19 protein-coding genes are annotated in these 26736 nt (G+C 44.5%); 15 read left to right on the top strand and 4 right to left on the bottom strand.

Annotation, left to right across the window (positions count from 1 at the left end; genetic code table 11):
• Window positions 1-490: 490 nt before the first annotated feature.
• On the bottom strand, window positions 491-1429 hold the full coding sequence (locus JGK22_RS05190; RefSeq protein ID WP_293190207.1) for a serine hydrolase: 939 nt from the start codon (window positions 1427-1429) through the stop codon (window positions 491-493).
• Window positions 1430-1531: 102 nt separating this feature from the next.
• On the opposite strand from JGK22_RS05190, the gene JGK22_RS05185 reads away from it, so the two are divergent.
• Both JGK22_RS05185 and JGK22_RS05180 read left to right on the top strand, forming a co-directional pair.
• A complete protein-coding gene (locus JGK22_RS05185; protein WP_293312474.1) occupies window positions 1532-2287 on the top strand; it encodes a C40 family peptidase in 756 nt (251 codons plus the stop codon).
• A 129-nt stretch (window positions 2288-2416) separates the two neighbouring features.
• Window positions 2417-3421, top strand: coding sequence for a glycosyltransferase family 2 protein (locus JGK22_RS05180; RefSeq protein ID WP_293181638.1), 1005 nt, complete (start codon window positions 2417-2419; stop codon window positions 3419-3421).
• A 209-nt stretch (window positions 3422-3630) separates the two neighbouring features.
• Here JGK22_RS05180 and JGK22_RS05175 read toward each other — a convergent pair whose 3' ends face one another.
• Window positions 3631-4800 (bottom strand): IscS subfamily cysteine desulfurase, encoded by a 1170-nt coding sequence (locus tag JGK22_RS05175; protein WP_293205239.1) that lies wholly within the window; start codon window positions 4798-4800, stop codon window positions 3631-3633.
• 95 nt (window positions 4801-4895) lie between these two features.
• Between JGK22_RS05175 and JGK22_RS05170 the strand changes: the two genes are divergently transcribed.
• From JGK22_RS05170 to cheB, 13 genes are all read left to right on the top strand, one after another.
• Window positions 4896-5555 (top strand): hypothetical protein, encoded by a 660-nt coding sequence (locus JGK22_RS05170; RefSeq protein ID WP_293226770.1) that lies wholly within the window; start codon window positions 4896-4898, stop codon window positions 5553-5555.
• 57 nt (window positions 5556-5612) lie between these two features.
• A complete protein-coding gene (locus tag JGK22_RS05165; RefSeq protein ID WP_293181632.1) occupies window positions 5613-5759 on the top strand; it encodes a hypothetical protein in 147 nt (48 codons plus the stop codon).
• Between the two features lie 427 nt (window positions 5760-6186).
• Entirely contained in the window at window positions 6187-7518 is a 1332-nt protein-coding gene (locus tag JGK22_RS05160; protein ID WP_293312472.1) for a four-carbon acid sugar kinase family protein, read from the top strand.
• 639 nt (window positions 7519-8157) lie between these two features.
• Window positions 8158-9324, top strand: a complete 1167-nt coding sequence (gene ldpA, locus JGK22_RS05155) for a circadian clock protein LdpA (RefSeq protein ID WP_293312470.1) — start codon at window positions 8158-8160, stop codon at window positions 9322-9324.
• A 368-nt stretch (window positions 9325-9692) separates the two neighbouring features.
• Window positions 9693-11474 carry a R3H domain-containing nucleic acid-binding protein gene (locus tag JGK22_RS05150; RefSeq protein ID WP_293312468.1) on the top strand — a complete coding sequence of 594 codons (1782 nt, stop codon included), beginning with the start codon at window positions 9693-9695 and terminating at the stop codon, window positions 11472-11474.
• A gap of 701 nt (window positions 11475-12175) precedes the next feature.
• On the top strand, window positions 12176-13852 hold the full coding sequence (locus JGK22_RS05145; RefSeq protein ID WP_293181624.1) for a CheR family methyltransferase: 1677 nt from the start codon (window positions 12176-12178) through the stop codon (window positions 13850-13852).
• Window positions 13853-14100: 248 nt separating this feature from the next.
• Complete coding sequence (locus JGK22_RS05140; protein WP_293312466.1) at window positions 14101-15219, top strand: chemotaxis protein CheW; 1119 nt, start codon at window positions 14101-14103, stop codon at window positions 15217-15219.
• 376 nt (window positions 15220-15595) lie between these two features.
• Complete coding sequence (locus JGK22_RS05135) at window positions 15596-17056, top strand: methyl-accepting chemotaxis protein (protein WP_293181620.1); 1461 nt, start codon at window positions 15596-15598, stop codon at window positions 17054-17056.
• A gap of 293 nt (window positions 17057-17349) precedes the next feature.
• Window positions 17350-19134, top strand: coding sequence for a methyl-accepting chemotaxis protein (locus JGK22_RS05130; RefSeq protein WP_293205222.1), 1785 nt, complete (start codon window positions 17350-17352; stop codon window positions 19132-19134).
• 71 nt (window positions 19135-19205) lie between these two features.
• Window positions 19206-21089: a methyl-accepting chemotaxis protein gene (locus JGK22_RS05125; protein WP_293181616.1), complete on the top strand. Its 1884-nt coding sequence runs from the start codon at window positions 19206-19208 to the stop codon at window positions 21087-21089.
• A 73-nt stretch (window positions 21090-21162) separates the two neighbouring features.
• Entirely contained in the window at window positions 21163-21606 is a 444-nt protein-coding gene (locus JGK22_RS05120; protein WP_293312464.1) for a hypothetical protein, read from the top strand.
• The gene (locus JGK22_RS05115; protein ID WP_293181611.1) at window positions 21603-24095 is read left to right on the top strand and encodes a hybrid sensor histidine kinase/response regulator; all 2493 of its coding nucleotides are present in this window, start codon (window positions 21603-21605) and stop codon (window positions 24093-24095) included. Before JGK22_RS05120 ends, JGK22_RS05115 begins: the two co-directional genes overlap by 4 nt.
• Window positions 24096-24268: 173 nt before the next feature.
• Window positions 24269-25360, top strand: coding sequence for a chemotaxis-specific protein-glutamate methyltransferase CheB (gene cheB, locus JGK22_RS05110; protein WP_293181668.1), 1092 nt, complete (start codon window positions 24269-24271; stop codon window positions 25358-25360).
• A gap of 178 nt (window positions 25361-25538) precedes the next feature.
• Here the strand turns inward: cheB and JGK22_RS05105 are convergent, their stop codons facing one another.
• Together JGK22_RS05105 and JGK22_RS05100 are read right to left on the bottom strand one after the other, a co-directional pair.
• Window positions 25539-25928 carry a response regulator gene (locus tag JGK22_RS05105; RefSeq protein WP_293157809.1) on the bottom strand — a complete coding sequence of 130 codons (390 nt, stop codon included), beginning with the start codon at window positions 25926-25928 and terminating at the stop codon, window positions 25539-25541.
• A 622-nt stretch (window positions 25929-26550) separates the two neighbouring features.
• A complete protein-coding gene (locus tag JGK22_RS05100; protein ID WP_293181608.1) occupies window positions 26551-26733 on the bottom strand; it encodes a hypothetical protein in 183 nt (60 codons plus the stop codon).
• Window positions 26734-26736: the final 3 nt, after the last annotated feature.

The following is a 26736-nucleotide window of genomic DNA, read 5'->3' as shown; positions in this document are numbered from 1 at the left end:
TAAAGGACAGACAAAAAAGGTACGTAGTTGCGCTTGAGCGCTCCGGAATTGCTAATCTAAAGCATAAAGGACAGACAAAAAAGGTACGTAGTTGCGCTTAAGCGCTCCGGCATTGCTGCTGCAACGATAGGAACGACTCAATGTGAAAAAATAAAACAAACCAGTCAGTGAATATATAGCCTTTTTCAAAAAGATGAGGTATAACTGACAGCTCGATAACCGCTTAGACTAAGAGGGCTGAAGCCCAACAACATACCTCATATGAGAGCTAGATCCGCTATAGCTGAATTTTCAAGTTATCCATTTTCCTAACCCTGATTAAGTAATGCTCAGCGCTATTTATAAGATTAGGAAAGAGCGCTGAAGCGCAACTACGTACCTTAGCCCAAGGGGGAAATTACCTTAAACTAACGAAAACAAAATTACCATTTCTCTGCCCGAATCCATACTGTATTTGAATCTATTTAGCAGCAACCATCAGCTACTAAATTTAATCAAGTGCCTTCATTGCTTGGACAAATTGCCGCGAGATAAAAGGCAAAATCTCTTCATTCTTGCTATTCTCTTTCCCCTCGGTAAAGACAACTAACAAATACGGCCGCAAACCAGGTATTTCAATATAAGCAGCATCATGACGAACTTGACTTGTCAACCCCGCTTTTGACCACAATTTTGTATTTTCTGGCAATCCGCCACCTAAAAAACCTGTAACTTGATTTTCGGGATCTGCTTCTAATGCTGCTGGTTCTAAACTGCGTTTCATCAAACCCATCATGTCTTGCGATGCTTGTGCAGAAACAGCTACGCCACCGATGATAGTATGCAGCAAACGCGCCGCTGCATTTGTAGTCAGCATATTCCTATTTTCCATTAATTCTCCCAGAAATGCTCGCTCGCGACCGTAGGGGCCGTCGCACCAGGTTTTTTGATTGGCGTTAATGTTTTGTAATTCCGGCCAATCTAATGATTGAAAGTAACGGTTGATGAGGTTTCGCTGCTGTTTCCAAGTTTCAAAGGGGCCTGGTGATAATTCGGGGCCGCTGGTGGTGCCGGTGAGGGCGTCTACTACTAAGCTGGTGGCGTCGTTGCTGGAGTCAACTATCATATCTCGGACGGCGCGTTCTAATTCTGGCGATGTTTGAATCATGCCTTTTTGTGTCCATTCCCAGATGGCAACAAGGTAGAATAGTTTGACGATGCTGGCGGGATAAATTCGTTCGGAAGCCCTGGCGCTAAAACCTCGCGGTTGATATTTCCAAAATTCTTGTGGACTTAGGGCGCCACCTGTGTTGACTCGCACTGGCGGATCGTAGACTATCCAGGTTACTGCTGTACGATCGCCCTTCAATCCAGTAAATTCTGCCTGGACTGCATCTATAATGCTACTGCCGAGGGTTTCTAATTGTTCGTCTTTGTGGAAAAATGTCATGGTTAATGGTTGACTGCTGACGATTAACGGCGGTTGGCGGTTGGCTAATGGCAATAAATCGTTAAGTGCGAACAATTAATAGCAAATAATTAGCAATTAGCAATGGTCAATTATCAATTATCTGATGGTGTGGAGTATCGGGCGCGATCGCACATAAATATTTACGATTCCCCAAAGTGCGATCGATTGGCCACTCAAGCGGCGCAGGGGCGACATTTGCTTTTTTTTGACCCCCCCCAGCCAGGGCGGGCACGGGGGCACCGCTACAAGGGGGGGAGAGATGGCATAGATTCCCTTGTGCAGGGGGATACAACGGCTGTGATGGTGCGGCTGTGCGAAGACGATTATCCGGGATGGCTGGATCTTCGAGATATTGAGTTGCTCGAAGTCACAGAAACAGTGTATCATCCTCTGGTGCTTTCTGAGACCCAAATTAGGGATAAATTGTCGATCGCAATTACTTTTACTCGCGAGGCGATGCACCAATCCAATTATTACCTTTGGGGCGGTACAGTCGGGCCAAATTATGATTGTTCGGGATTGATGCAAGCTGCTTTTGTGGCTGCGGGAATCTGGTTGCCGAGGGATGCTTACCAGCAAGAAGCTTTTACTACATCTATTATTAGTGTTAGCGATGTAGATCCGGGAGATTTAGTATTTTTTGGTACGCCGGAAAAAGCCACTCATGTAGGATTGTATATCGGAGAAAATCGCTACATTCACAGTTCTGGAAAAACTCAAGGTCGCGATGGTATTGGTATCGATGTTTTGTCGGATGATGGGGATGCAGTCAGTCGGGCTTATTACCAGCAATTGCGCGGATATGGTAAAGTTGTGGCAAGTTATCAACCTAGTTAGTAGTTGACAGTTGACAGTTGACAGTTGACAGTTGACTGCTGACTAATGACAGTTGACTGCTGACTAATGACTAATGACTGCTGACTGCTGACTAATGACTAATGACAACTGATGTTATCTAACAAAACAATGGACGCTGCATTATTTTTGGAAAAATTGGCTGAACAGCAGGCTGCAACTGAGGTGGCGATCGACGTTTCGGTCGTGGTGCCAGTGTATAATGAGGTGGAAAGTTTGCCTCATCTGATTGAGGCGATCGCCTCTGCGATTCAACCATCTGGACTTAGCTATCAAATTATCTGTGTAGATGACGGTTCGTCGGACAATTCTGCTGACCTTCTCAAGCAGCTAGCCGGTAGTCGCGATGACCTTTGTGCTGTGCTTTTGCGCCGCAATTACGGGCAAACTGCTGCCATGTCCGCTGGCTTCGATCGCGCGACAGGCCGTGCTATTGTTACCCTAGACGGCGATTTGCAAAATGACCCTGCTGATATTCCGATGTTGCTGGACAAGTTAAATGAAGGCTACGATTTAGTTAGCGGTTGGCGCAAAAATAGGCAAGACAATACTATCAGCCGCCTGATTCCTTCTAAAATTGCTAACTGGTTAATTGGTCGCGTTACGGGCGTAACTTTGCACGACTACGGTTGTTCTTTGAAAGCTTATAAATCTGAGTTAGTTGCAGACTTAAATCTCTACGGGGAGTTGCACAGATTTTTGCCGGCTTTGGCGTTTATTGAAGGCGCGAGAATTGCAGAGATTCCGGTGCGACATCACGCGCGCCGTTTCGGTCAAAGCAAGTACGGGATTTGGCGGACTTTTCGAGTATTGATGGATTTGTTGACTATTTCTTTTATGAAGAAGTTCCTGACTCGACCGATGCACGTTTTTGGACTTTTGGGAATGAGTTCGATGGCATTGGGAACAGTTTTAGGGATTTATTTGACAGTCCTCAAATTGGGTTTCGGTCAAATTATTGGCAATCGTCCTTTGCTGATTTTGGCTGTGGTGTTGTTGTTGACTGGCGTGCAGTTATTTTGTTTTGGTTTGTTGGCGGAAGTCATGATGCGGACTTATCACGAGTCTCAGGGAAAACCGATTTATAGAGTCCGTGAGGTGTTTGGTTCTAAATAAGACATTGATTTGTATTGAATAAAATTTAGTCCTGTAAACAGGTTTGTAGTGAGGACTTTAGTACGCAAAAATCAAAGGACTGAAGTCCTCACTACAAACCGCAATCAACAGGTTTGTAGTGAGGACTTTAGTCCGCAAAAATCAAAGGACTGAAGTCCTCACTACAAACCAATTTTATTGTAGTCGATCGCCCGGACAAGGTATTATATTTAACTCATGACTTTTTGAGCTTGTCGGAGAGATTGAATAGTTGCGATCGCGTGTTGAGACACTGCATCTATTTCAGCAGCAGTATTGAACCGACCAATCCCGAACCGAATTGAGGCGTAGGCTAATTTGTCCGATCGCCCGATCGCTGCTAAAACATGAGAAGGAGATATTTTCGCCGAAGTACAAGCAGAACCAGAAGACACCGCCGCCGCCGGTTGCAAACCCAACAGCAGTGCTTGACCGTCAACACCGCCTACACTAATATTAAGATTCCCCGGCAATCTCTTCGTCGCGTGACCGTTCATCACAACATCACCCAATCCACTCAAATTGTCCCACAAATGCTGCCGCAAATTTACAACTCGTGCTGTTTCCACCTCCATTTCCGAAATTGCTAACTCTACTGCTTTAGCAAATCCGACTATTTGCGGTGGGTAGAGAGTACCCGATCGCATTCCCCTTTCGTGGCCTCCTCCGTGCATTTGTAGGGCTAGTTGGACTCTCGGCTTGTTGCGTCGCACGTAGAGGGCGCCGATGCCTTTTGGCCCGTAGATTTTGTGCGCCGTCAAAGACATCAGATCGATGTTCATTTCCTCTACGTCGAGGGGGATTTTGCCGATCGCCTGCGCCGCATCCGTGTGAAACAAAATGTCATTTCCGCGACAAATTGCTGCTATTTCGGCGATCGGCTGAATCACACCAATTTCGTTATTAGCCGTCATCACGGAAACTAAAATTGTCTCGGCCTTAATCGCTTTAATCAAATCTCCAATATCAATTAGTCCGTCGCTTTTCACAGGTAAAACCGTAATGCTAAACCCCAATTTTTCCAAATATTTACAGGGATCAAGAATGGCATTATGTTCAGTTTGTACTGTGATAATGTGCTTTCCTTTACTGAAATAGGCTTCAGCGACGCCTTTAATCGCTAAATTATTTGCTTCCGTTGCACCGCTGGTAAAAACAATTTCTTCGGGAGAGGCATTGATCGCTTCTGCTATGATTTGTCGTGACTGTTTTACCGCTGCTTCTGCTTCCCAGCCGTAGACGTGGTTGATGCTGGCTGCGTTGCCGAATTGTTCGGTAAAATACGGCAGCATCGCATCAACTACTCGTTTGTCTACAGGGGTTGTGGCGTGGTTGTCGAGGTAGATAGGACGTGCGGACATAGTTTGGTTTTGGTTAAAAAGGTGTTAGGTTTATTGTAGACGAGCCCTTTGTTCTACCACAAAACTTTATATTTAACAAATATTTGTGAAGATTTATGCGACCTGACATTCAGGGATTAGAAATTACTGTCGGTGAGCTCAAGCACCTCAGCGGCGCGGGGCCCGATCGCGTATACCGGCCTGCGACTGCTACTAAATTTGCCCGCGAAGCTTTAAAAACAGTCAGTTTAATTGTTTTGGTTCTAATTAGCTGTTGGCTGCTGGTATTGATATTTCCTAGGGCTTATTTGTTGTGGTTGGCCCTGCACTTGGGTGCGATCGCCGGTTTGATCTTGGAAGATGCCTGGAAAATTTGGTGCAGCCGGAACCAAGATTTAATCCATCTTTTTGATGATGTCGATCGCTATAATGGTATAATCAAAGCGATCGAAATTAATGACCGACTCGAAGATGCTGGCAATCCGAACGTCAAAATAGGCGATCGCGCAAAAGTTATTAAAGCCTTGCAGCTCATCAGAGAGGATTTAGTTCGAGCTTTGAAAACCGAGAGGATTCTCAGGGAAAACAAAAAATTTGTCGATACTAACTCAGAACTGTTTGCCAATAATTTAAAAACTTTGAATGCCCTGCAAATTAGCGATCGATCGAGCCAGCCGGGGCGATTGCTCAACGAAGCTTTGCAGCTAGCTGTGGGAGTTCAAGCAGAAATGAAAAAGCTACAAGATCGAAATGCTGCCAATTCAGTTGACAGTTGACAGTTGACAATTGACAGTTGACAGCGACCTCTACCTAGAAGGAAGAGGATTGGAGTAATGAATCGTCTGATTTTAATTTCTAGGCCAAAGGGTTCCGGCTTTCAACCAATTATTTCTGGTAAAAAAACGCTGCCACCGCCAATTAGTAAGGCTCTCGACACCCCGGGCGCCTCCCTTAATAAGGCGGGAAAAGAGTATTTTTAACTTAAAGTTCCCCTTAAGAATGGGGATGCGAGGGGTATATGGACTCTGCTATAAACGAGAGAGACAAAGGTTTTATACCAATTTTTTATGAGGCTGCTCCCGAATTCCGATCACCCTGGCACCCCCCTTGATAAGGGGAGTAGGGGGTGGGACAAGATTCCGATCAAAGTCCCCCTTCTTAAGGGGGATTTAGGGGGATCGAAATATGTGCAACTTCACATTAAATTGGTTTTAGACTTAAGTTGACACCCATGGTGCATAGTATTATTTGGTAGCAACGCGCACCTCACTGAAGCGAGCGAACTCAAACACATTTTTAAATTTATGATTTATGAGAATTGTTAAGAAAAATCATAATTGTAAATTTTTACCTGTTAGGTAACAGGTAAGGATATCTTGGAAAGGTGACGTTAACAACCAGGTCAGTATGTCTTCTACCAAACCAAAGATTATAGTTCTCGATGACGATCCCACAGGTTCTCAAACCGTGCACAGTTGCTTGCTGCTGACACGTTGGGACGAAGAAACCCTGCGTTTGGGACTGCGGGACAAGTCCCCGATTTTTTTTATACTGACAAATACTCGATCGCTAACTCCCGAAACAGCAGCCTCAGTCACCCGCGAAGTGTGCCAAAATCTCAAAAGGGCGATCGCGATCGAAGAAATCGAAGACTTCCTAATCGTTAGCCGTTCCGATTCTACCCTGCGCGGTCACTATCCGATCGAAACCGATGTAATCGCCGAAGAACTCGGCCCCTTCGACGCTCATTTTCTAATTCCCGCTTTTTTTGAAGGAGGCAGAATTACCCGCAACAGCGTGCACTACCTCATGGTTAACAGCGTCGAAACCCCCGTGCACGAAACCGAATTTGCTAAAGATTCAGTCTTCGGCTACCATCACAGTTACCTGCCCGACTACGTAGAAGAAAAAACCCAAGGTCGCATCCACGCTGATACAGTCGATCGCATTTTACTCGCAGACATCCGCTACGGAAGTTTAGATAGATTGATGGAGATGACAGACAACCAATGTGCAGTTGTTGACGGCGAAAGCCAAGGCGATTTAAACACATTTGCCAAACACATTCTTGATGCAGCCAGTCAAGGCAAAAAGTTTTTATTCCGCAGCGCGGCGAGTATTTTAACATCCTTAGCTGACCTCGGCAACCAGCCCGTAGCAGCCGACGAAATGGCAGAATACGTGAAAGACGGCAAACCGGGTGCAGTAATAGTTGGTTCCCACGTTAAGAAAACGACAGATCAATTGGAACGCTTGTTAGAAGAACCCAATACAGTTAGCATTGAAATAGATGTATCTCACTTAGTAGAAGATTCGCCAGAGTCTCGCGCTCAAATCCTCAATGAAATCCTCGAAAAAGTTCGCACTGCTCATGCAGATAGCAAAACGCCTGTAATTTATACCAGCCGCCAGGAACTAGAATTTGAAAATGCTGAAGTCCGGTTAAAATTTGGTGCTGCTGTTTCTGCTTTGTTGATGGATGTCGTGCGGGGACTGCCTGCTGACATCGGTTTTTTAATTAGCAAGGGCGGGATTACTTCTAATGATGTGTTGAGTACAGGTTTGTCGCTGAAAAGTATCAGGCAAATCGGTCAAATTATTCCAGGTTGTTCTGTTGTAAAAACCGAGCCAAATCATCCTCTATTTCCCGATTTACCAGTCGTTTTGTTTCCTGGAAATGTCGGTGACAGTAATGCTTTGGCTACGGCTTACAAGCGACTCAGCAAGCATTCTAGCTAGTTGAATCGCTGGCTTAACGAAGATGAATTGAGTTCTATTCAGGGAACACACATTGATATCAACCTAAGCCTAAAACAGTTGAAATATTTCGTTGTCTGCTCGTTACTAGGCTGTGCCTGGTAACACAGATCCGGAGGAAGAGCCTCCTTAATCCTGTGCCGAGGCAGAGCAAGAGTGATATCATGTCCGGTCGATTGACTGCAATAAGTAAGGTTCGTAGTGCGGACTTCAGTCCGCTCTTATGCCGCGGACTGAAGTCCGCACTACGAACCGTTTTTGTTATGGTAATCGACGGGACATAATATGAGATAGGTTCCTTTCGCTGTGCCTGGGAACCAGTTAAATAATCTCTAAAAAATCTCTGGCTGATTGTATCGTTGCTAAAACCGCTCTAATGTGCTATGGTAAAAGGTCTACTATTAAATAAAAGCGATCGCCAGCTCGACAAATTCCCCCTCGGCAACGCCTCTGGAAAAAATCAAATTTAGAAAAAAAAATCAGGTAGCCCTCTACATATAGAGCCAACAGCGCCATAGCTACTGCTATCAGTAGCGTTTCCAGCTTGTATCGACCTAAATGTAAAAATTTTATAAAAATGTTCGCATAGTAATTTTTAGCTGAAAGGATTAGCATATAAGGGTGACAGAACATTATCATCCACTAAACTCATTAAAAGGCGGCCATTGGTTCAAGCTGATCTGTGGGGCGAGCTTTCAACACCTGCCGGCGGTTCGGAATCTCACATTGGCTTACACCTTGGCAGGTGCTGACTGCATCGATGTCGCGGCAGATCCCGCCGCCGTCGCAGCAGCGAAAGAAGCCCTACAAGTTGCCAGCGAATTACAGCTAAGAACTCAAAACCGCAGGTTTGGCGGCAAAGGGTTGCCCTGGCTGATGGTGAGTTTAAACGATGGAGAAGACCCGCATTTTCGCAAGGCCGAATTCAACCCAGCCGATTGTCCGGCGGACTGCTGGCGGCCCTGCGAAAAAATATGTCCAGCCTCCGCAATAGTTTTTCAGAGTGCTGGTAGTGGTTTTTCCGGGGTGATAGACCAGCAGTGCTATGGCTGCGGTCGCTGTCTGCCTGTTTGCCCGAGCCAATTAATTTACACTCGTTCTTACGTGTCTGCTCCCGCCGCGATCGCACCTTTAATCTTGCAATCCGGTGCGGATGCCCTAGAAATCCACACGCAAGTAGGCAGAGAGGCAGATTTTGCGAGACTTTGGTCGAGCATAGATCCCTGGGTAGATCAACTTAAAGTAATAGCAATTAGTTGCCCCGATGGAGACGGTTTGATTGATTATTTGCGGACACTCTATCAAATAATTTCCCCCCTGCCTTGTCCCCTAATTTGGCAAACCGATGGTAGGCCGATGAGTGGAGATATTGGAATAGGAACTACTAGAGCAGCGGTCAAACTCGGTCAAAAAGTTTTGGCTGCCCAGTTGCCGGGATACGTGCAACTTGCAGGCGGCACTAACGATCGCACTGTCAGCAAACTCAGAGCTTCTGGACTGATGAAGGATGGCGGGAAAAATTTGTCGGTTCCCCCTGTCCAATACATTGCAGGTGTAGCTTACGGCAGCTATGCCAGGGTTTTGCTATCGCCAATTTTAGAACAATTAGAAACAATGCAAACCGATCGAGCTTATGCCGTTGGGGTAGCACCCGCTTGCAGTGCAGGCGAAGTTCAAACACCTCGGTTGACTCAGCTCGAAGCCGTCCCAGAACTTCTCTCGGAGGCGGTGAGTTTAGCTCGTTCTCTAGTTTCCCAGATCAAAAGTCAGTTGACAGTTGACAGTTGACAGTTGACAGTTGTCAGTTGTTAGTTGTTAGTTGTTAGTTGTTAGTTGACAGTTGTCAGTTGTTAGTTTTTAGTTGTTAGTTGTTAGTTGTCAGTTGTTAGTTGTTAATCAAAAAAACTGAAAACTGATAGCTAACAACTGTAGTTTGCGATTTCGCGATCGCACTTGCGACCTCAGAAACCCGGTTTCTTACTATATTTCTCGTTCCTGTTCGCAAAACTCGTAGAAACCGGGTTTATAACCCCACGCGTAATCCACGAACTGTCAACTGTCAACTGTCAACTGTCAACTGTCCACTGTCAACTGTCCACAGTCAACTGACAACTGTCCACTGTCCACTGTCCACTGAACCGAACACACCGAGGCGAATGCAGATTACAGACGACCTCAGCAGACTATTAGACATCGTGCCAGATGAGATCCGGCAGCCCTTAGAGCAGCACCCGCAGCGCAACAATCTCATTGAGGTTGTGATGGATTTGGGCCGTCTACCAGAAGCTCGTTTTCCATCCTTGGCCGAACCTCTTTCCCAAACACCAGTTTCCAAAGCAGACCTCAGCTATTGTATCGATCGAGTCGGCAGCTTCGGCGGCGACAATCGAGCCGGTATCGAGCAAACCCTGCACCGAATTAGCGCCCTTCGCAACCGCAGCGGCGAGATTATCGGCTTGACTTTGAGGGTGGGCCGCGCTGTGTTCGGGACGATCGGCATTATCCGCGATTTAGTGGAAACCGGTCAATCAATTTTGATGCTCGGCCGCCCCGGAGTTGGCAAAACTACGGCTTTGCGGGAAATCGCCCGCGTCCTCGCCGATGACTTGGAAAAACGGGTGGTAATCATCGACACCTCCAACGAAATTGCTGGAGATGGAGATATCCCGCATCCGGCGATCGGCAGAGCTCGCAGAATGCAAGTTTCGCGTCCCGAACTCCAGCACCAAGTCATGATCGAAGCAGTGGAAAACCATATGCCGGAAGTGATCGTGATTGACGAAATCGGCACGGAATTAGAAGCTTTGGCCGCTCGGACGATCGCGGAAAGGGGCGTGCAATTGGTCGGTACCGCCCACGGGAACCGGATCGAAAACTTGATGAAAAATCCGACTCTGGCCGACTTAATCGGGGGCATCCAAGCGGTGACGCTGGGAGATGACGAGGCCCGGCGCCGCGGTTCTCAAAAGACAGTTTTGGAACGCAAATCACCGCCAACTTTTGAAATTGCGATCGAAATGCTCGAACGCCAGCGCTGGGTAATCCACGAACGAGTCTCAGATTCGATCGACAGCCTGCTGCGGGGACGCGAACCGAACCAGCAAATCAGAAGCGTCAGCGACAGCGGGGAAGTAATTATCGAGCGCGAGTCAGCATCTCCCCCCGTCCGGTTTCCTGGGATGCCAGCTTCCGGTCAAGGCCCCGGTGCGGTATCAGCAATGCGGCCAGTCACGCCGATTTCTGGGTGGCGGAGTGCCGGCAAAATGGTGCCGATGCCCCCTCAAGGCGAGAAATTCGCTGCTGCTGCTAACAGCGCGCCGGTAGTTCCTGAGACTCGGTATTTCGAGCAACTCCTCGAAGAATCCCTGTCCGTGGAACCTGTACCGCAGCAGCGGGGTCGTTATTCCCAGAATGTCGGCCCTAACGGCGAAGATTTGCCCCTCCACGTTTATCCTTACGGCATAGCTCGCCACCAGCTCGAACAGGTGATTTCCACCCTGAACCTGCCGGTGCAGTTGACGAAGGATATTGAAAGTGCTGACGTGGTGTTGGCTTTGCGATCGAACGTGCGGAACCAGTCAAAATTGAGGCACTTGGCCAAAACTCGCCAAGTTCCCTTGCACACAATCAAAGCTGGGACTATTCCCCACGTAGCGAGAGCTTTGCGGCGCCTGTTGGACATGGACGACCCGGGCACCCCGGAAGTGGCAGACCTCGCCTTATTCGCCCGCAGCGGTACTTCTGACGAGCTCGAAGCTCTCGAAGAAACCCGCTTGGCAGTCGAGCAAATTGTCATTCCCAAGGGACAGCCGGTGGAACTTCTACCCCGTTCTCCCAATGTCCGCAAAATGCAGCACGAACTTGTGGAACACTATCACCTGAAATCCCACAGTTTTGGGGAAGAACCCAACCGCCGCCTGCGGATTTTTCCAGCGTGAACAGCCCTATATCTAGAATCGGCATCATGTAGGGTGCGCGGGGCGCACCTTACCCCTTGAAGGCAGCAAGTAGAAGGCAAACGGCCGAATTTTTTTCATGCTGCTGTCTGTTTTCTACCTGCTGCCTTCGATCTCAAGCGGGCTCAATTAACCATGATTCTGGTAGCGTGGTACACTGCGTAGACCAGAATCTTCTGGTATATCGACCGCACGTGATATTATTTCCGTTGCTGTGATTTTTGTGTGTGAGTGCGATCGGGCTAATTCCCAATTTCCAACCCCCAATTCCCAACCCTCAATGATGACTAATGACTACTGACTAATTCCCAATTTCCAACCCCCAATTTCCAATTCCCAATGATGACTAATGACTGATGACTAATGACTACTGACTAATTCCCAACCCCCTATAATAACAGATTATAAATAAACATAAAGCGGTTATCAAAAAAATGAGGTATGCCCGATGCCCGATGCCCTATGCCCTATGCCCGATGCCCGATGCCCTATGCCCTATGCCCGATGCCCTATGCCCGATGCCCGATGCCCTATGCCCGATGCCCGATGCCCTATGCCCTATGCCCTATGCCCGATGCCCTATGCCCGATGCCCTATGCCCGATGCCCTATGCCCGATGCCCGATGCCCGATGCCCGATAGTACCTCATCTTTCTGAGAAAGGCTATATTTACCAGAGTTGACATGAATGATGCAGAAATTCAGCTATTTATTGAATTAATTGCCGCTCACACGGGTTTACAAATTCGCCCGCAAGATCGATCGGGTTTGTCTCGAAAAATTTTGACTCGAATGAAAGCTTTAAAAATAGCATTTCCCGACAAATATTATCAAATCTTAGCCGCTTCGAGTCCGGAAAGTCAAAATGAATGGCAGGAACTAACCTTGCTGCTGACAACCAACGAAAGTTATTTCATGCGGGACAAAGGACAGTTTTCGCTCCTAGAAAAAGTGATTTTGCCGGAATTAATCGCACGCAAAATAAAATTGCACGAGACATTGGGAATTAAGCCAAGACTGCGAATCTGGAGTGCTGGCTGCTCGACTGGTGAAGAACCTTATTCTTTACTTATTATTTTAAAACAACTAATTCCTGATTGGGACAAATGGAAAATTTTAATTTTAGGTACTGATATCAATCAAGCAGCAATAGAAAAAGCCCAGCGAGGAATTTATAGCCCTTGGTCTTTTCGCTTAGTTGACCGGGAACTGCAAAATCGATATTTCTCTCAGCGGAAAACCGATTGGGAAATAGACCAGAACTTGCGCCAATTTGTCAGCTTTAGATCTGTAAATTTAGTGACAGATAATTTTCCTAATATTTACACAGATCTTCATAACATGGATTTGATATTATGCCGAAATGTTTTTGTTTATTTTGAAGCTCAGTATATTTCACAGGTATTGAAAAAGTTTGCCAAAACGCTAAGACCTGGAGGATATTTAATGACTGGTCACGCTGAAATTCACAGTCACGTGATGAACGATTTTCAACCAAAGAGTTTCCCGGAGTCGGTTGTTTATCAAGCCAAGAATGTCCTAGAGGAGGAACCAGGTAAAAAAAAGTCTTTGATTGTACCAGAATCTAAAACAAAATCGGCGTTTGGGGAATCGGGAAATAAATTGGAATTGGGCGACCATAGCGGTCAGTTGCTACCGAGGAAAGGGGAAACGGTGCCAGCTAGTTTTGCTAACGGCAATTTTGGGGATGTCGGGTCGCTGTCGCTGTTAACAGCAGGTACCGGGCTGGGAAAGATGCTGCGAAGTCGCTATTTAGAGGGCGATCTGGCGAACAAGAAGATATCTAGTTTATCCCCAAAAATTGCAGCCGAAAAAGCTGATAGCAAAACGCCTCAGATGCTTATATTAGAGGCAAAAGCTTGTTTAAAAAATAAAGCTTATTTTGAGGCAATTGATAAAGCAAAACAGGCGCTCCACCTGCAATCTCAAAATTTTGAAGCTGATTATTTGCTCGCTCAAATTTATGCAAATTTAGGCCAGTATTCTCAGGCGGTAGAATACTGCAAGCGAGCTAGTAAGCTAGATACTATGTCAGTATTTCCTTATTATTTGCAAGCTCAGATTGCTGAAGAACAGGACGACTTGGAAACCGCTAAAATATATTTAAGAAAAGTTATTTATCTTTGCCCATCTTTTGTTTCAGCTTATCTCGAATTCGGGAATATATACCATAAAGAAGGTAAGCTAAATATAGCTATTAAAATGTACAAGTCATCTTGCGATATTCTCAAACAACTGCCGCCCAATACTCCGATCGAGCAACAGGGAAAAATGACAGCGAGTCAAGTATTGATTGATGTTCAAAAAAAATTGGTAAAATTGTACAGCCAAAAAAACTGACGCACTGGGAAAATCTAAAAACCTGGTTTTTTGTGGGTGTGTCGCTGCCAAACCGAATGGGTGCATCTCAATTTTGAAGCCTGAAGAAGCATGACCGCATATAAGTTATTAGTTATAATCCTATATTGACTACGGTCATGCTTCGCCCCTACAAACATATTTGACAAACCCAGATGCACCCAACCGAATCCGATCGCATAAACCATGTGTTTTTTGCAAGTCTTACTAGATAAATTGTCAGAATTAATATGGAAACTAAGCCGTATCTTATATTTGAACATAACGGTTTGCTGTGCGGCGTAGAAGTCGGCTGCGTTAGAGAAATTTTCTTTCTCCCGGAGTTGACACCGATCGCCGAAGCGCCTCAAGATATTGTTGGGGCGATCGATCTCAGGGGCGATATTCTGCCCGTGATGGATCTAAATCTCCGTTTTGGGTACGTTTGGCAGGACTATTCTGTCACAGATAGTGCGATCGTCATAGAATGGCAAGAAATTCGACTTGTCATCATTGTCGATCGAGTTAACGAAGTTAAGCAGATCCCCGCAGATGCCATAACTCCCCAGCTATCTTACGGGCGAGACAACCCAGAAGCCCCCCATCATTTTTTAGCTGGATTTGCCCGCTGCGGGGCCGATATGATTATGCTGCTGGATCTCGATCGGCTAATTCGATATTCTCCCGACAAAACAGAAGCCCAAATCCCAGTGTCTGCAAGCGATGCAGGACTGTCAGCGGCATCCGGCAACCTAGAAACCGCCAATTTGCAGTTAGAAATAGAGCCAAAATTGTTAGTGGAAGATACTAAAGTTTTGGCCAAAATTCATGTTTTTTGTCCGAATGCTACAGCCCAAGAAAAGGCGATTTTTCGAGATAGGGCCCAGAATTTGAGGCAGCAGGGCGATCGCGAAAATTCCGCAGCAATTGATATGTCCCTCGCCGTAGTTGTTTTAAACAACGAATACTTTGGTATTAACCTAGCTGTAGTGCGCGAATTCACTGACATTCGCCAAGTAACTCCAATTCCTTGCACTCCCGATCGCATTATTGGCAACATGAATTTGCGGGGCGAGATTCTGACGCTAGTGGACATTCGGAATGTTTTAAATATGTCAGGCGACACAAAATCTCTCTCAAAGGCGATCGTTGTTGAAATTGAAGATTTGGTCGCCGGTATAGTCGTTGACGAAATCTTAGATATTATACATTTAAATGTGGCAGAAATTGCGACTATTCCTGCTGCACTAAATTCAGCCAACCGCGAATATCTTCGAGGCACCGCTTTTTACGAGGAAAAACTTATCGCTGTTCTGAACTTGCAGAAACTATTAACAAAAGGAGGAGTTGCTGTTGATGAGGAGGTTTGAAGAAAGATTTTACCATAAAGAATTGTTTGAAAGCCTCTCCCCGATCGGGAGAAACTAAAATCCGACTATTCATTACTCCAATCCTCTTCCTTCTAGGTAGAGGTCGCTCTCAAACTGTCAACTGTCAACTGTCAACTGTCAACTGTTGAAGGCCAAATCGGAATCGCACCTGCAAAAACGATGTCAGCGCCACCCGAAACTAAAGAAAAGAGAGTAAGAGAACAGAATTTGCTATGATACTATTTTCTACTGTCACTGGACGGCATCAGTCCCAGAAGTGGCTGGCCCATTTCCGTTGCCAACGCCGGACTCCCAACCACTATCGCAGGATCGCAACCTTAGTAACGCAAATGCTATCTTAAATTAACGCAAAAATATGTTTTTATCCATTAAAAAACTAAATATTAGAAACAAGATGCTCGTCGGATATCTAGCGCCAGCAGCTATTTATTTAGGGTTGCCAGTCTTAGTTCTCGTTACTACGAGTCAGGTTTTTGAGACTTTCAAAAAAGTGGAAAGAGTAGAAAATGTGATCGGAGAAACAAGTAATATGTCCGTAGGTACGGAGCAAATGGTACGGGGAATGCGCGGCTATTTAATTAATAAAAATCAGCAGTTCTTAAACGATTTTAAAACAGGTGCAGACTTGGCTCGCCAGTCAGGGATCAATCTAGGGCCGATTGTTGAAAATTCCGAACAAAAAGCCCGTTTGCGGAGAATGTTGGATCTGGTCAAAGAATATTATGATGGTTCTAACGAAATAGTTCGCTTATTTCAGCAAAATCAGACAGCCGAAGCCCTCGCTATATTTAATACAGGCAAGTATACCAAATTTGTGAATGAATTCGTGGAATTGAACCGGGAATTTCGGGAAACAGAATTAAAGATTATTAAGCAAGAAACTAAAATCACGAAGGCATCTTTAAGCTTTTTGGTATCGACGCTGGTGTTTGGTTCGATACTGCTACTGCTGCTTGGCGCCACTGTTGCTTGGCTGATTTCGTCAGGAATTGCTCGAACTATCGATCGCACAATTAGTTCGATCGCCAGTTCCTCCGCCCAGATTGCCGCCACAGTTGAAGAACAGGAACGAATGGCAAGCCAGCAAGCAGTTTCAGTCAATGAAACTACTACCACAATGGACGAATTGGGTGCATCTTCTAGGGCGACTTCACAGCAGATAGAAACTGCCGCAAGTCAAGCAATGCAAGCTTTAACTTTAGCTGGTGGCGGTACAAAAGCTGTGGAACAAACCTTAGAAGCAATGGCAATACTGAAAACAAAAGTGCAGGATATGCAAGGACAAATTATGCAGTTGAGCGAGCAAACCGATCGCATTGGCAATATCTCAACCGTAGTTAGCGACTTAGCAAATCAGACTAATATGTTAGCACTAAATGCGGCTGTCGAAGCAGTGCGAGCCGGCGAACACGGCAAAGGGTTCGGAGTTGTCGCGTCAGAAATTCGCAAACTTGCCGATCGCAGTAAAAAATCTGCCGCACAAATAAATCTCTTAGTCGCCGATATTCAGCGCGCGATCAACTCAACAGTCATGGTGACAGACGAAGGAACTAAAACGGTAGAATCTGGCGTAAATATTGCGGAGGAAACTGCCGCAGCATTTGCTGGAGTAGCTGATGCAATTAACAACGTAGTTTTGAGTTCTCAGCAAATTTCGCTGAATGCCAAACAGCAAGCAATCGCGATCGAACAAGTGGTGGAAGCGATGAACTCTCTCAACCAAGCAGCAGCACAAACAGCTTGCGGTATCACTCAAACTAAAATTGGCACTCAAAAATTGAATGAAGCTGCTTTAGATTTAAAAGCAGTTGTTTAGCATAGTTATAAGTTCTGATAGTTTGAAAACAAAATTAAACAGTAAGTCTGTATTCTCAGCCCCGATACTCATTAGTCAATCCCAATTATTCAATCTAAAATCTAAAACGGTGCATCTCACGCAAGGCGAATATATCCGTAGGGGCGAAGCATGACCGCAGAAAATATGGGATTACAACTAATAACTTATATGCGGTCATGCTTCGCCCTCTTCAAAAACCAGATGCACCCATCTAAAATCTCAAGTCTCAAATGGTATGAGTCATTAATAATTATGAAAAACCAATGAAAAAAATGTCTTTAAGAATTAAAGCGATTGTTTTTGCGATCGCCCTCGGAACAATTCCCGTAATTTTAACTGGGGCAATAACTTTTTTCTTGGCCAATCAAAGTATCACTAGCTATGTAATTAATTATCAAGAAACGCGGGCGCTCGCTACTGCCAATGAAGTCAGCAATTTTATGTTAGAACGCTACCAAGATATCAAGAAACTAGCAAGCTTAAGCATACTTAACGACCCCAGAGTCAGCCAAACGACTTCAACCATTCAAAAGGAAGCTATATTAGATAAATATATAGAAGAAGAGGAGGGCTACGACAGCATTGCAGTCGCCGATCTCAAGGGAAATACTATTTTACAATCTAGTGGAGAAAAAATTGTAGATTTGGGAAAGCGGGACTATTTTCAGGAAGTAACAAAAACTAATCAGGCTGTAATTATGCAGCCTATAAAGTCATCGCTCGACGGCAAATATGCCATTTTTACCGCGGCTCCGGTTGTGGATGTCAATACTAACGAAACTATCGCCGTCATCAGGACTCGCACGCCCATAACTTATTTAGAGCAGGCTTTTAAGGAAACACAAAACAAGCTAACCAGTAGTTCTGAAGGATTAAAAAAAGAGGAATTCCATTTAATTGATGGCAATGGCAAGTTTTTTTCGGCAACAGAAGCTGAGCAGATCAGCAGAGATGCAGCCTCAGATTTTAGTGTTTTTGCCAAAATGCAAGCTAACAAAAAAATTGACAGTGCCATAGATATCGATCGCATTGATGGAGCTAAGCAATTGCTTACTTATGCTCCTATTAAAGCCTTAGAAAATATGCCAGAATTGGGCTGGAGCGTGATTATTGCTAACGATACAAAAAATGTATTTGCTCCCCAACAAGAGTTACTGTATACTTTGATGTCAGGAGTTGGGTTCACTGCTGCTCTTGTTAGCGCGATCGCAATTTTTTTAGCTAGTCGAACTACTCGCTCGGTTAATCACATTGTACGGGCGATCGCCTCTTCTTCGTCGCAAATTGCTGTCACCATCGAACAGCAGAAGCGCATCGCCAGCCAACAGCTATATGCTGTCGATCGCACTGCGACTACAATGAACGAATTGAGCGAATCAAGCAAAGCTTGTGCCTCCGAAGCCGAAGCTGCCGCTTTTGGGGCAGTCCAAGCTCTTAAACTTGCAGCAGGAGGCAGTCAAGCAGTAGATAATACCTTGAAAGAAATGGCAACTTTGACAGAAAATGTCGGAGCAATTCAAAAACAAATTTTGCATTTAAGCGAGCAAACCGATCGCATTGGCAATATATCCAGTTTAGTCAGCGATTTAGCCAACCAAACAAATATGCTCGCCCTTAACGCTGCTGTCGAAGCAGTTAGAGCCGGTGAAAGCGGTAAAGGATTTGCTGTTGTTGCTAGCGAGATTCGCAAATTAGCCGATCGCAGCAAGGAATCTGCTAGCAACATCAATGCTTTAGTTGCAGAAATCCAGAAAGCTATTACTTTGACAGCAACAGTGACGGATGACGGCACAAAAACTGTAGAAAATGGAGTAAAAATTGCCCGAAAAACCGCAGACGCATTTGCTGGGGTTGCCAGGGCGATCGATCGCATTGCTGCAAACAGCAAACAAATTTCCGTCACATCGAAAAACCAGGCAATCGCCATTCAGGATGTAGTTGAATCCGTCAACTCTCTTCACCTCGCCACTCAAGAAACTGCCGCCAGTATTTCTCAAGTCAAACTCGGCATTGTTCAACTAAACCAAGCAGCCCAAAATCTCAAATCAGCAGTGTAGTTGAAGGAAGTAAGATTTATTTATTACTGATTAGCGATTATCGATTACCAATTAGCAATTAGCCACTCCCCATGATTAATAAATTTTTCAGAAAAATTCAAAACCGACTGCTACTGCTTTTAATTTTAAGTACCTTGATTCCAGTATCTCTTGTTGGCTGGTATGGAATTTCCTCTTCCGAAGCAGCACTCCAAACCTTAGCCTTAACTAATCTTACTGAAAGTGTCACATCCAGCGGAGAGCAAATAGTCAACAAACTAGAAAATATCAGTTACGATGTTTTATTCTTCAGCAAATCTCCTGCTCTTCAAGGAATAATTAAAGCTAGAGATGGAAATGGAGCAGACAAAGAAACTAATTCAACTTATCAAAATTGGGTCGATCGAATGCAAATCACATTTGCATCAATGATGGCAATTAAGCAATCTTATATGCAATTGCGTTATATAGATGAGAATGGCAACGAACTCGTGCGCGTAAATTCTGACGGCCAAACGCTCAAAATAGTTCCAACTTCAGAACTACAAAATCAGGCTCATAGGGATTACTTTTACTTAACTATGAAGCTAAAACCGGGCGAAATTTATGTGTCTCAATTCAATCTCAATCAGGAGCGCGGTAAAATAGAAATTCCTTACAAGCCAACCATTCGTCACGCCACTCCTGTTTTTAATACCAAAGGAGAAAGAAAAGGCATTTTGATTGCCAATTCTTTGGGAAAGAATCTGATTGATATAGTTAAAAACATGAATCATGATAATTCAGAGAAAGGTTTTATGTTAAATCAAGATGGTAGCTACATCTACCATCCCACTTCTAAAAAAGAATGGGGTTATGAAACAAAAACGAATGAAAATGTCCAAAAAGATTATGTGGCAGAGGTAGTGACACAAATACTTTCTGGTGGCAAAGGCAATATTGACCTCGGCGATCGAGTGATTAGCTATGATACAGTTTTTCTGAGTAAAGAAAACAACAACAAATTCATTGTGATTGTGAATCAAGCACCTAAATATTCGCTGTTTGCTTCTATTTTTGTTCTTAAAAAAATAGCTACTATTATTGCTGTATTGTCCCTGGGTACTGTTCTGGGATTAGGATTTTTGGTGCTGCGACAACTAATTAAGCTGATTCGAGGATTGATCTATCAAATATCGTCATTCTCTATGCAAATATTATCTAATATGAATGAGCAAGAGCAAGTCGTCGGCCAGCAATTTCTCTCAGTCAATGAAACAACTGCAACCTTAGAACAATTGGGCATATCTTCTCGGGAGACAGCCGAGCAAGCTGAGGCTGTTGCCGTCGCCGCTCGCCAAGCTTTAACCCTCGCGCAAGAAGGAACTCAAAAAGTTGAAGAAACTCTCAATCAAATGCTGAGTCTTAGACAAGCTGTGGCAGCAATTTCTCAGCAAAATCAGCGCCTGGGGGATAGCACAAGTCAGATTGGCAATATCTCGACTTTGGCAAATTTAGTTAGCGATTTAGCCACTCAGACAAATATGCTGGCTCTTAACGCGGCTGTGGAAGCTGTCAGGGCTGGTGAGTATGGCAAAGGTTTTGCGGTGGTAGCCAGCGAGATCCGTAAATTAGCAGATGAAAGCCAACAAGCCGCGCAAAAGATTAATGGTATTATTCCAGAAATTAAGGGCGCGATCGACTCGACGGTGAAAGCAACGGAAGAAAGCCGCAAAACAGTCGCGGCAGGGGTGAAAACAGCGCAGGATACAGCAGAAGCTTTTACGGGGGTTCGGGAAGCTTGCAATCTGGTGTTTGCTAGCAATCAACAAATTTCTTTGAATATTAAACAGCAGGCGATCGCGATCGGGCAAGTAGGTGATGAAATGAACTCTCTCAACCGCACTGCATCTCAAACTATCAGCGGCATTACTCAAGTCAAAGTAGGCACTCAAAAACTTAATGAAGCTGCTTTAACTCTTAAGTCTATAGTGTAAGAAGGAAGTTAGGCAACGGATTGTGTAACGGATGTCAAGGATAAAATTACCGATTACCGATGACTAATTACCGATGGATGACCAATTCCCAATTACCAATTACCAATTCCCAATTCCCAATTACCAATTACCAATTCCCAATTACCAATTACCAATTACCAATTACCAATTACCAATTACCAATTACCAATTCCCAATTCCCAATTACCAATTCCCAATTACCAATTCCCAATTACCAATTCCCAATTACCAATTACCAATTACCAATTCCCAATTACCAATTCCCAATTACCAATTCCCAATTACCAATTACCAATTACCAATTACCAATTCCCAATTACCAATTCCCAATTACCAATTCCCAATTACCAATTCCCAATTACCAATTCCCAATTACCAATTCCCAATTACCAATTACCAATTACCAATTCCCAATTACCAATTACCCATTACCAATTACCAATTACCCATTACCAATTACCAATTACCCATTACCCATTACCACAAACACCTATGATAATTGAAGATGAAGAACTTCGAGATGTATTTAAAATTGCTAGTGAAGAACACTTGCAGAAACTAGACGATGGATTGCTGTACTTGGAACAACACCCCGGGGACTCAGCTAAGTTAGAAGAATTGCTGCGGGAAACTCATTCTCTTAAAGGCGATGCTGGGATGTTGGCGGTAAAAAATGTAGCATCTTTAGCTCATCAAATAGAGCATATTTTGGGAGGTGTCAAGCGGGGAGAGACTCAACTAACTTCAGAAATTAGCGATCGACTTTCGCAAGGTTTAGACGCCATCCGCAAACTCGTTGACGAAGCCGTGACTGGTCAAGATTCCGGTGTCAATACTTTTTACGTGCTCGCTAGCATGATGGGTGCTTCTAACAAGCCCCTGCCCGCCGTCCCCATAGCAGATCCAGAATCTTCAAAGGTACCAGAAGAAGAATTTATACAAACGCAACTTATTGATTCGTCTACTGCGGAACCCGAAACAAATAGTGAAACTTATTCCGCCACTAATTTAGATAAAAATTATTCTTTTTCGACTCTACAATCCGAGCAAGAATTGTTGCTCCAATCTCACAACTTGCGTGGGGCTTCTGCCCCCGCTACTGCATCGGCTTCCCAACCCGCTGTTAGCAGTTCTTCAAGTTCGTCTTACCGCATCGAAACAATTCGCGTTGCTACCAAAAATTTAGACGATTTAATGACTCAAGCTGGTGAACTTACTGTTACAAAAACTAGGTTAGTACACCGACTTGCTGATATCGAAAAACTGACAAATTTGTGGGAAAGTTGGAGCAGAGAAGCTTTTATAAATCGCTTGGCTTTTCATCAGATAGAATCGGACAAAAATGCTTTTCAACAAAATGCCCTCATCATACAGTTACAGAATTATTACCAGCGTACAGAAGAACGTTTAGAACGTCTGGGAACTCTAGTAAATAGATTGAAAAATCGAGTTGATGAAGATACTGCAAGACTCGAATTAATTGCGGAAGAGTTGGAATCAGGAATTCGCACTCTCAGACTGCTGCCTTTGTCTACTATTTTTAATCTATTTCCACGAGCAGTTAGAGACTTGGCTAAGCGGGAAGGGAAAGAGGTTAAATTAGTCATTGAAGGTGGGGAAACTCGAGCTGACAAACGCATTCTAGAAGAAATGAAAGACCCTTTAATGCACCTGATTCGGAATGCGATAGATCACGGAATTGAGACGCCAGCCGATCGCGAAAAGCTCGGCAAGCATCCCGCAGCTACTCTCCGAATTAAAGGCTACCATACTGCTAGCAATATTATTATTGAAGTTGCTGATGATGGTCGGGGGCTGAATCTCGATCGCATTAAACAAACTGCTGTCAAACGCAACATCTGCACGCCGGAAGAACTGGCGGTGATGACAGAAAGCCAAATTCAATCGCTGATTTTTGCTGCGGGTTTTTCAACCAGAACATTTGTTACTGAAATCTCTGGAAGAGGGGTAGGTTTGGATGTAGTTAGGACTAATGTTGAAGCATTAAAAGGTCGCATTCAAGTTGAATCAGATCTCGGAAAAGGATGCACTTTTCGCCTGCAACTAAGTACGTCTTTAGCTACTGCTAATGTATTAATATTAGCGGTTGATGGTATTGCTTATGCGCTGCCAGTCGAGTTTATTGAAACTGCAATATTAGTCCGCTCTTCGGATGTTTTTTCTCTCGAAAGCAAGGCGACGGTGATTTTAGACTCTCAGCCTTTGTCAGTTGCTTATTTGGCAGATTTACTAGAATTAAATGATACAGATTGGTTGCACAATAATCGGGAGTGGAGACAGGAAAGTTGGAGAGAATTCAAGAGAAATACAGAGGTAGAATCGGTGAATCATAATTCTCGGAAAATGCCTTGTATTGTTTTGAAAGTTGGGGAGGAAAGATTGGGATTATTTATAGATGCTTTGATTGACGAACAGGATGTGGTGATTAAACCTCAAAGTCAATTGCTGAAACGGGTGCGAAACGTTTCTGGTGCAACGATTCTGGGGACGGGGGAAGTTTGTATGGTGCTCAATCCCCACGATTTGATAAAATCTGTACGCAAGCAAGTTTTGTTGGGTGGGGTTGGGGGTGCCCGATCGCCAATTGAGACAGTCAGCCGAAAACAAGTTATACTTTTAGCAGAAGATTCGATCGCTACCCGCACTCAAGAAAAGCGCATTCTGGAAGGTGCAGGTTATGAAGTGGTGACAGCAGTGGACGGGTTGGATGCTTTCAATAAATTAAAAACTCGCTATTTTGATGCTCTGATTTCTGACGTACAAATGCCTAATTTGGACGGCTTGGGACTGACTATTAAAATTCGTCAGCTAAAAGAATACAGTGAGTTACCGATTATTTTGGTCACATCTTTGGCGTCTGATGAAGATAGAAAAAGAGGAGCTGATGCTGGCGCTAATGCTTATATTCCTAAAGGTACTTTCAATCAAGATGTATTAATCGAGACTTTGAAAAGGTTAGTTTGATTGTCAGAGGGGAAGGGAAGAGGGGGACAGGGGGAGAGGGGGACAGGGGAAGAGGGGGAGAATTACCCATTACCCATTACCCATTACCCATTACCCATTACCCATTACCCATTACCCATTACCCATTACCCATTACCTAAAAAAATCTAAAATCTAAAATCTAAAATGGTATGATGTTGTCGCCCATTAAAGTATTGTTAGTAGAAGATTCCCCAGTAGCTACGATCGTTCTCAAGCGCATTTTGGATGCTTCGCCAGAAATCCAGGTTGTCGGAACGGCTTCTAACGGGTTAGAAGCCCTAGAATTAATCCCGAAACTTCAACCGGAAGTCATCTGTACGGATTTGAATATGGCACAAATGAACGGGTTAGAGTTCACGCGGGAAGTGATGAAAAAATACCCGCGACCAATTTTAATAATTAGTGCTTCTGTACAAGCAAAGGATACTCAAAATGTATTTGAATTAATGAAAGCAGGTGCATTAGATGTTTTTCCGAAACCCATTGGCGGGTTGGCGTCTGATTACGATCGCCTGGGGAATGAATTAATCGCTAAAGTTAAAGTGTTGTCGGGAGTTAAAGTATTTACGCGACATCAAAGGCTTGGAGGAATCGAAACAGCCGAGGGTCGCCCAAGCAAAAAAAATTATCAATTACCAATTCATAATTACCAATTATCTAGCAAAAATCTCAATTCTCAAACTATTAAGTTATTGGCTGTTGGCGCGTCTACAGGGGGGCCACAAGCGCTACACTCGATTATTTCTAAGTTTCCGGCTAATTTGCCAGTACCGGTGATTTGCATCCAGCATATCAGTGAAGGATTTTTGCAAGGATTGGTTGACTGGTTGGGTTTTGAATCTAAACTGCCGGTGAAAATAGCGGGTTTTGGGGAATTTCCACAAGCTGGGATTGTTTATTTCCCGCCAGAAAAACGTCATTTAGAATTGGATGCTCAAGGGCGTTTTATTTATTCTGAAGCTGCTCGTGAAGCGGGACATTGCCCCTCTGTAACGGTAACATTTAAGTCAGTTGCTAGTTTTTATGGTCGCGGGGCTGCGGGAGTGTTGCTAACAGGAATGGGGCGAGATGGTGCTGAGGGTATGTTGGCGATCGCCCAAGCCGGCGGTTTGACTATTGCTCAAAATGAGGCTAGTTGTGTTGTGTTTGGAATGCCGAAAGAGGCGATCGCCCTCGGTGCGGCCCAGCACGTTTTACCCGTCAGTGCGATCGCTCCTTTACTGTTGGCGAAATTAAAAGTTTAGGACAAGCGGGAGAATATAGCAGATCGGACGTAAGGTTGAAACCGCTTCTATATAAACGATGTCCGCCGGACGCCGACTGAATAGAATAACATAAAACGTAATTTAAACGGTCTGAGCTTCAACCCGCGGAGGCGGGTTTTGCTGGTATAGACGCGGTTTCAACCGCGCCCGTCTTCTTTTATGATTTGATATTGATAAACTTACCAATTACTTCGCGCAACTTGTCAGCATCAAAGGGCTTAGTTAAATACTCGGTTGCTCCTGCCAAACGCCCCTGTACTTTATCAAATGCTCCATCTCTGGCTGTCAGCATCACGATCGGCAAATTCTGAAACTGAGGCAAGCTTCGCACCGTGCGGCAGAGCTCCAATCCGTCAATCCCAGGCATCGAAACATCGAGCAACAAAACCGAAATTTGTTCGTGATAAATTGTTGACAAAGCATCAACTGCATTGTCTGTCACGAGAACTCGAAACTCTTTGCTTAAGGCTTGTTTGACCAGTCCTTGCATGACGACGCTATCATCAACTGCCAAAATAGTTGGTACTTGACTGCTAGTTGCAGACATATTCTTCTCCCGGTTTATTTATAGTTCTTGAAAATAGAAAACATAATTCCCGCCGTCAGTCGATTGTAGATTGTAGATTTTAGATTGACTGTTCCAGATGAATCTGGGAGCTTGAACTTGAGTCTAAAATTGCGATCTCGACCCTCAAAATTGTCGGCAAGCAAGTATCGGTTTTTGGGTGGGTCATTTTTCAAGAGTGCCTTCGGATAAATAGTGCCCAACTCCGTTGGAGCATTAGCAGAAACTTCACCCCTGTTTTTTTGACCTCAAACTCGAAAAAACAGATTGCCCGAGGGGTCGATCGGCGATGACAACAGTTGCAAAATCTGCATCTCAACCGTCAAACCCTTGATGGTGGAGTTTGAACAACTATTGTTACAAAGTTTAACATTTTCGGTGTTTGTGTAGTCGCTCTCCTAACTTTTGTTGAGTTGCCTGTGCAACAGCCCGGTAAACCGTACTGGTATTGTGGCACAAACCAATTATTTTAATCTACCAGCAAGCCTGCTACCCACGATTAGATCTGTCTGTTAAAATACTATTAAACTTATTAAGAAATTCTCTGTAAGCTATCCGCCATAGATTTTTGAAGGGTGCTTCGTCCCCACGGAGGCTCTTAGATTCACCCAGCCTCTGGCACATCAAAAGCATAGTCAACTCGAAGTATAATTTCTAGAGTATTAGATCTGCGGTGCTCTAACTCCCATAAATCAAAAGTTTCCATGTCAGTCAAGAGGTTGGTCTGAGTTTGGTGCCAGCAGCCTGTGTTCGACTTGCGATCGCAGTCTCCCGGGACAAAATTCATGGC

The sequence above is a fragment of the Microcoleus sp. PH2017_08_TRC_O_A genome, assembly GCF_020738665.1.
In the GTDB taxonomy this organism is placed as follows: Bacteria; Cyanobacteriota; Cyanobacteriia; order Cyanobacteriales; family Microcoleaceae; genus Microcoleus.
The sequence above is the reverse complement of the archived record's forward strand: the minus strand, read 5'-3'. Positions and strand labels throughout refer to the sequence as shown.

Excerpts from the sequence above, each read along its gene's own strand:
- JGK22_RS05145 (WP_293181624.1), top strand. The coding sequence starts at position 12,176 with ATGAATGATGCAGAAATTCAGCTATTTATTGAATTAATTGCCGCTCAC.
- JGK22_RS05120 (WP_293312464.1), top strand. The coding sequence starts at position 21,163 with ATGGATGACCAATTCCCAATTACCAATTACCAATTCCCAATTCCCAAT.
- JGK22_RS05105 (WP_293157809.1), bottom strand. The coding sequence starts at position 25,928 with ATGTCTGCAACTAGCAGTCAAGTACCAACTATTTTGGCAGTTGATGAT.
- JGK22_RS05170 (WP_293226770.1), top strand. The coding sequence starts at position 4,896 with ATGCGACCTGACATTCAGGGATTAGAAATTACTGTCGGTGAGCTCAAG.
- JGK22_RS05175 (WP_293205239.1), bottom strand. The coding sequence starts at position 4,800 with ATGTCCGCACGTCCTATCTACCTCGACAACCACGCCACAACCCCTGTA.
- JGK22_RS05100 (WP_293181608.1), bottom strand. The coding sequence starts at position 26,733 with ATGAATTTTGTCCCGGGAGACTGCGATCGCAAGTCGAACACAGGCTGC.
- JGK22_RS05180 (WP_293181638.1), top strand. The coding sequence starts at position 2,417 with ATGGACGCTGCATTATTTTTGGAAAAATTGGCTGAACAGCAGGCTGCA.
- cheB (WP_293181668.1), top strand. The coding sequence starts at position 24,269 with ATGTTGTCGCCCATTAAAGTATTGTTAGTAGAAGATTCCCCAGTAGCT.
- JGK22_RS05125 (WP_293181616.1), top strand. The coding sequence starts at position 19,206 with ATGATTAATAAATTTTTCAGAAAAATTCAAAACCGACTGCTACTGCTT.
- JGK22_RS05165 (WP_293181632.1), top strand. The coding sequence starts at position 5,613 with ATGAATCGTCTGATTTTAATTTCTAGGCCAAAGGGTTCCGGCTTTCAA.
- JGK22_RS05140 (WP_293312466.1), top strand. The coding sequence starts at position 14,101 with ATGGAAACTAAGCCGTATCTTATATTTGAACATAACGGTTTGCTGTGC.
- JGK22_RS05185 (WP_293312474.1), top strand. The coding sequence starts at position 1,532 with ATGGTCAATTATCAATTATCTGATGGTGTGGAGTATCGGGCGCGATCG.
- JGK22_RS05160 (WP_293312472.1), top strand. The coding sequence starts at position 6,187 with ATGTCTTCTACCAAACCAAAGATTATAGTTCTCGATGACGATCCCACA.
- JGK22_RS05150 (WP_293312468.1), top strand. The coding sequence starts at position 9,693 with ATGCAGATTACAGACGACCTCAGCAGACTATTAGACATCGTGCCAGAT.
- JGK22_RS05115 (WP_293181611.1), top strand. The coding sequence starts at position 21,603 with ATGATAATTGAAGATGAAGAACTTCGAGATGTATTTAAAATTGCTAGT.
- JGK22_RS05135 (WP_293181620.1), top strand. The coding sequence starts at position 15,596 with ATGTTTTTATCCATTAAAAAACTAAATATTAGAAACAAGATGCTCGTC.
- JGK22_RS05190 (WP_293190207.1), bottom strand. The coding sequence starts at position 1,429 with ATGACATTTTTCCACAAAGACGAACAATTAGAAACCCTCGGCAGTAGC.
- JGK22_RS05130 (WP_293205222.1), top strand. The coding sequence starts at position 17,350 with ATGTCTTTAAGAATTAAAGCGATTGTTTTTGCGATCGCCCTCGGAACA.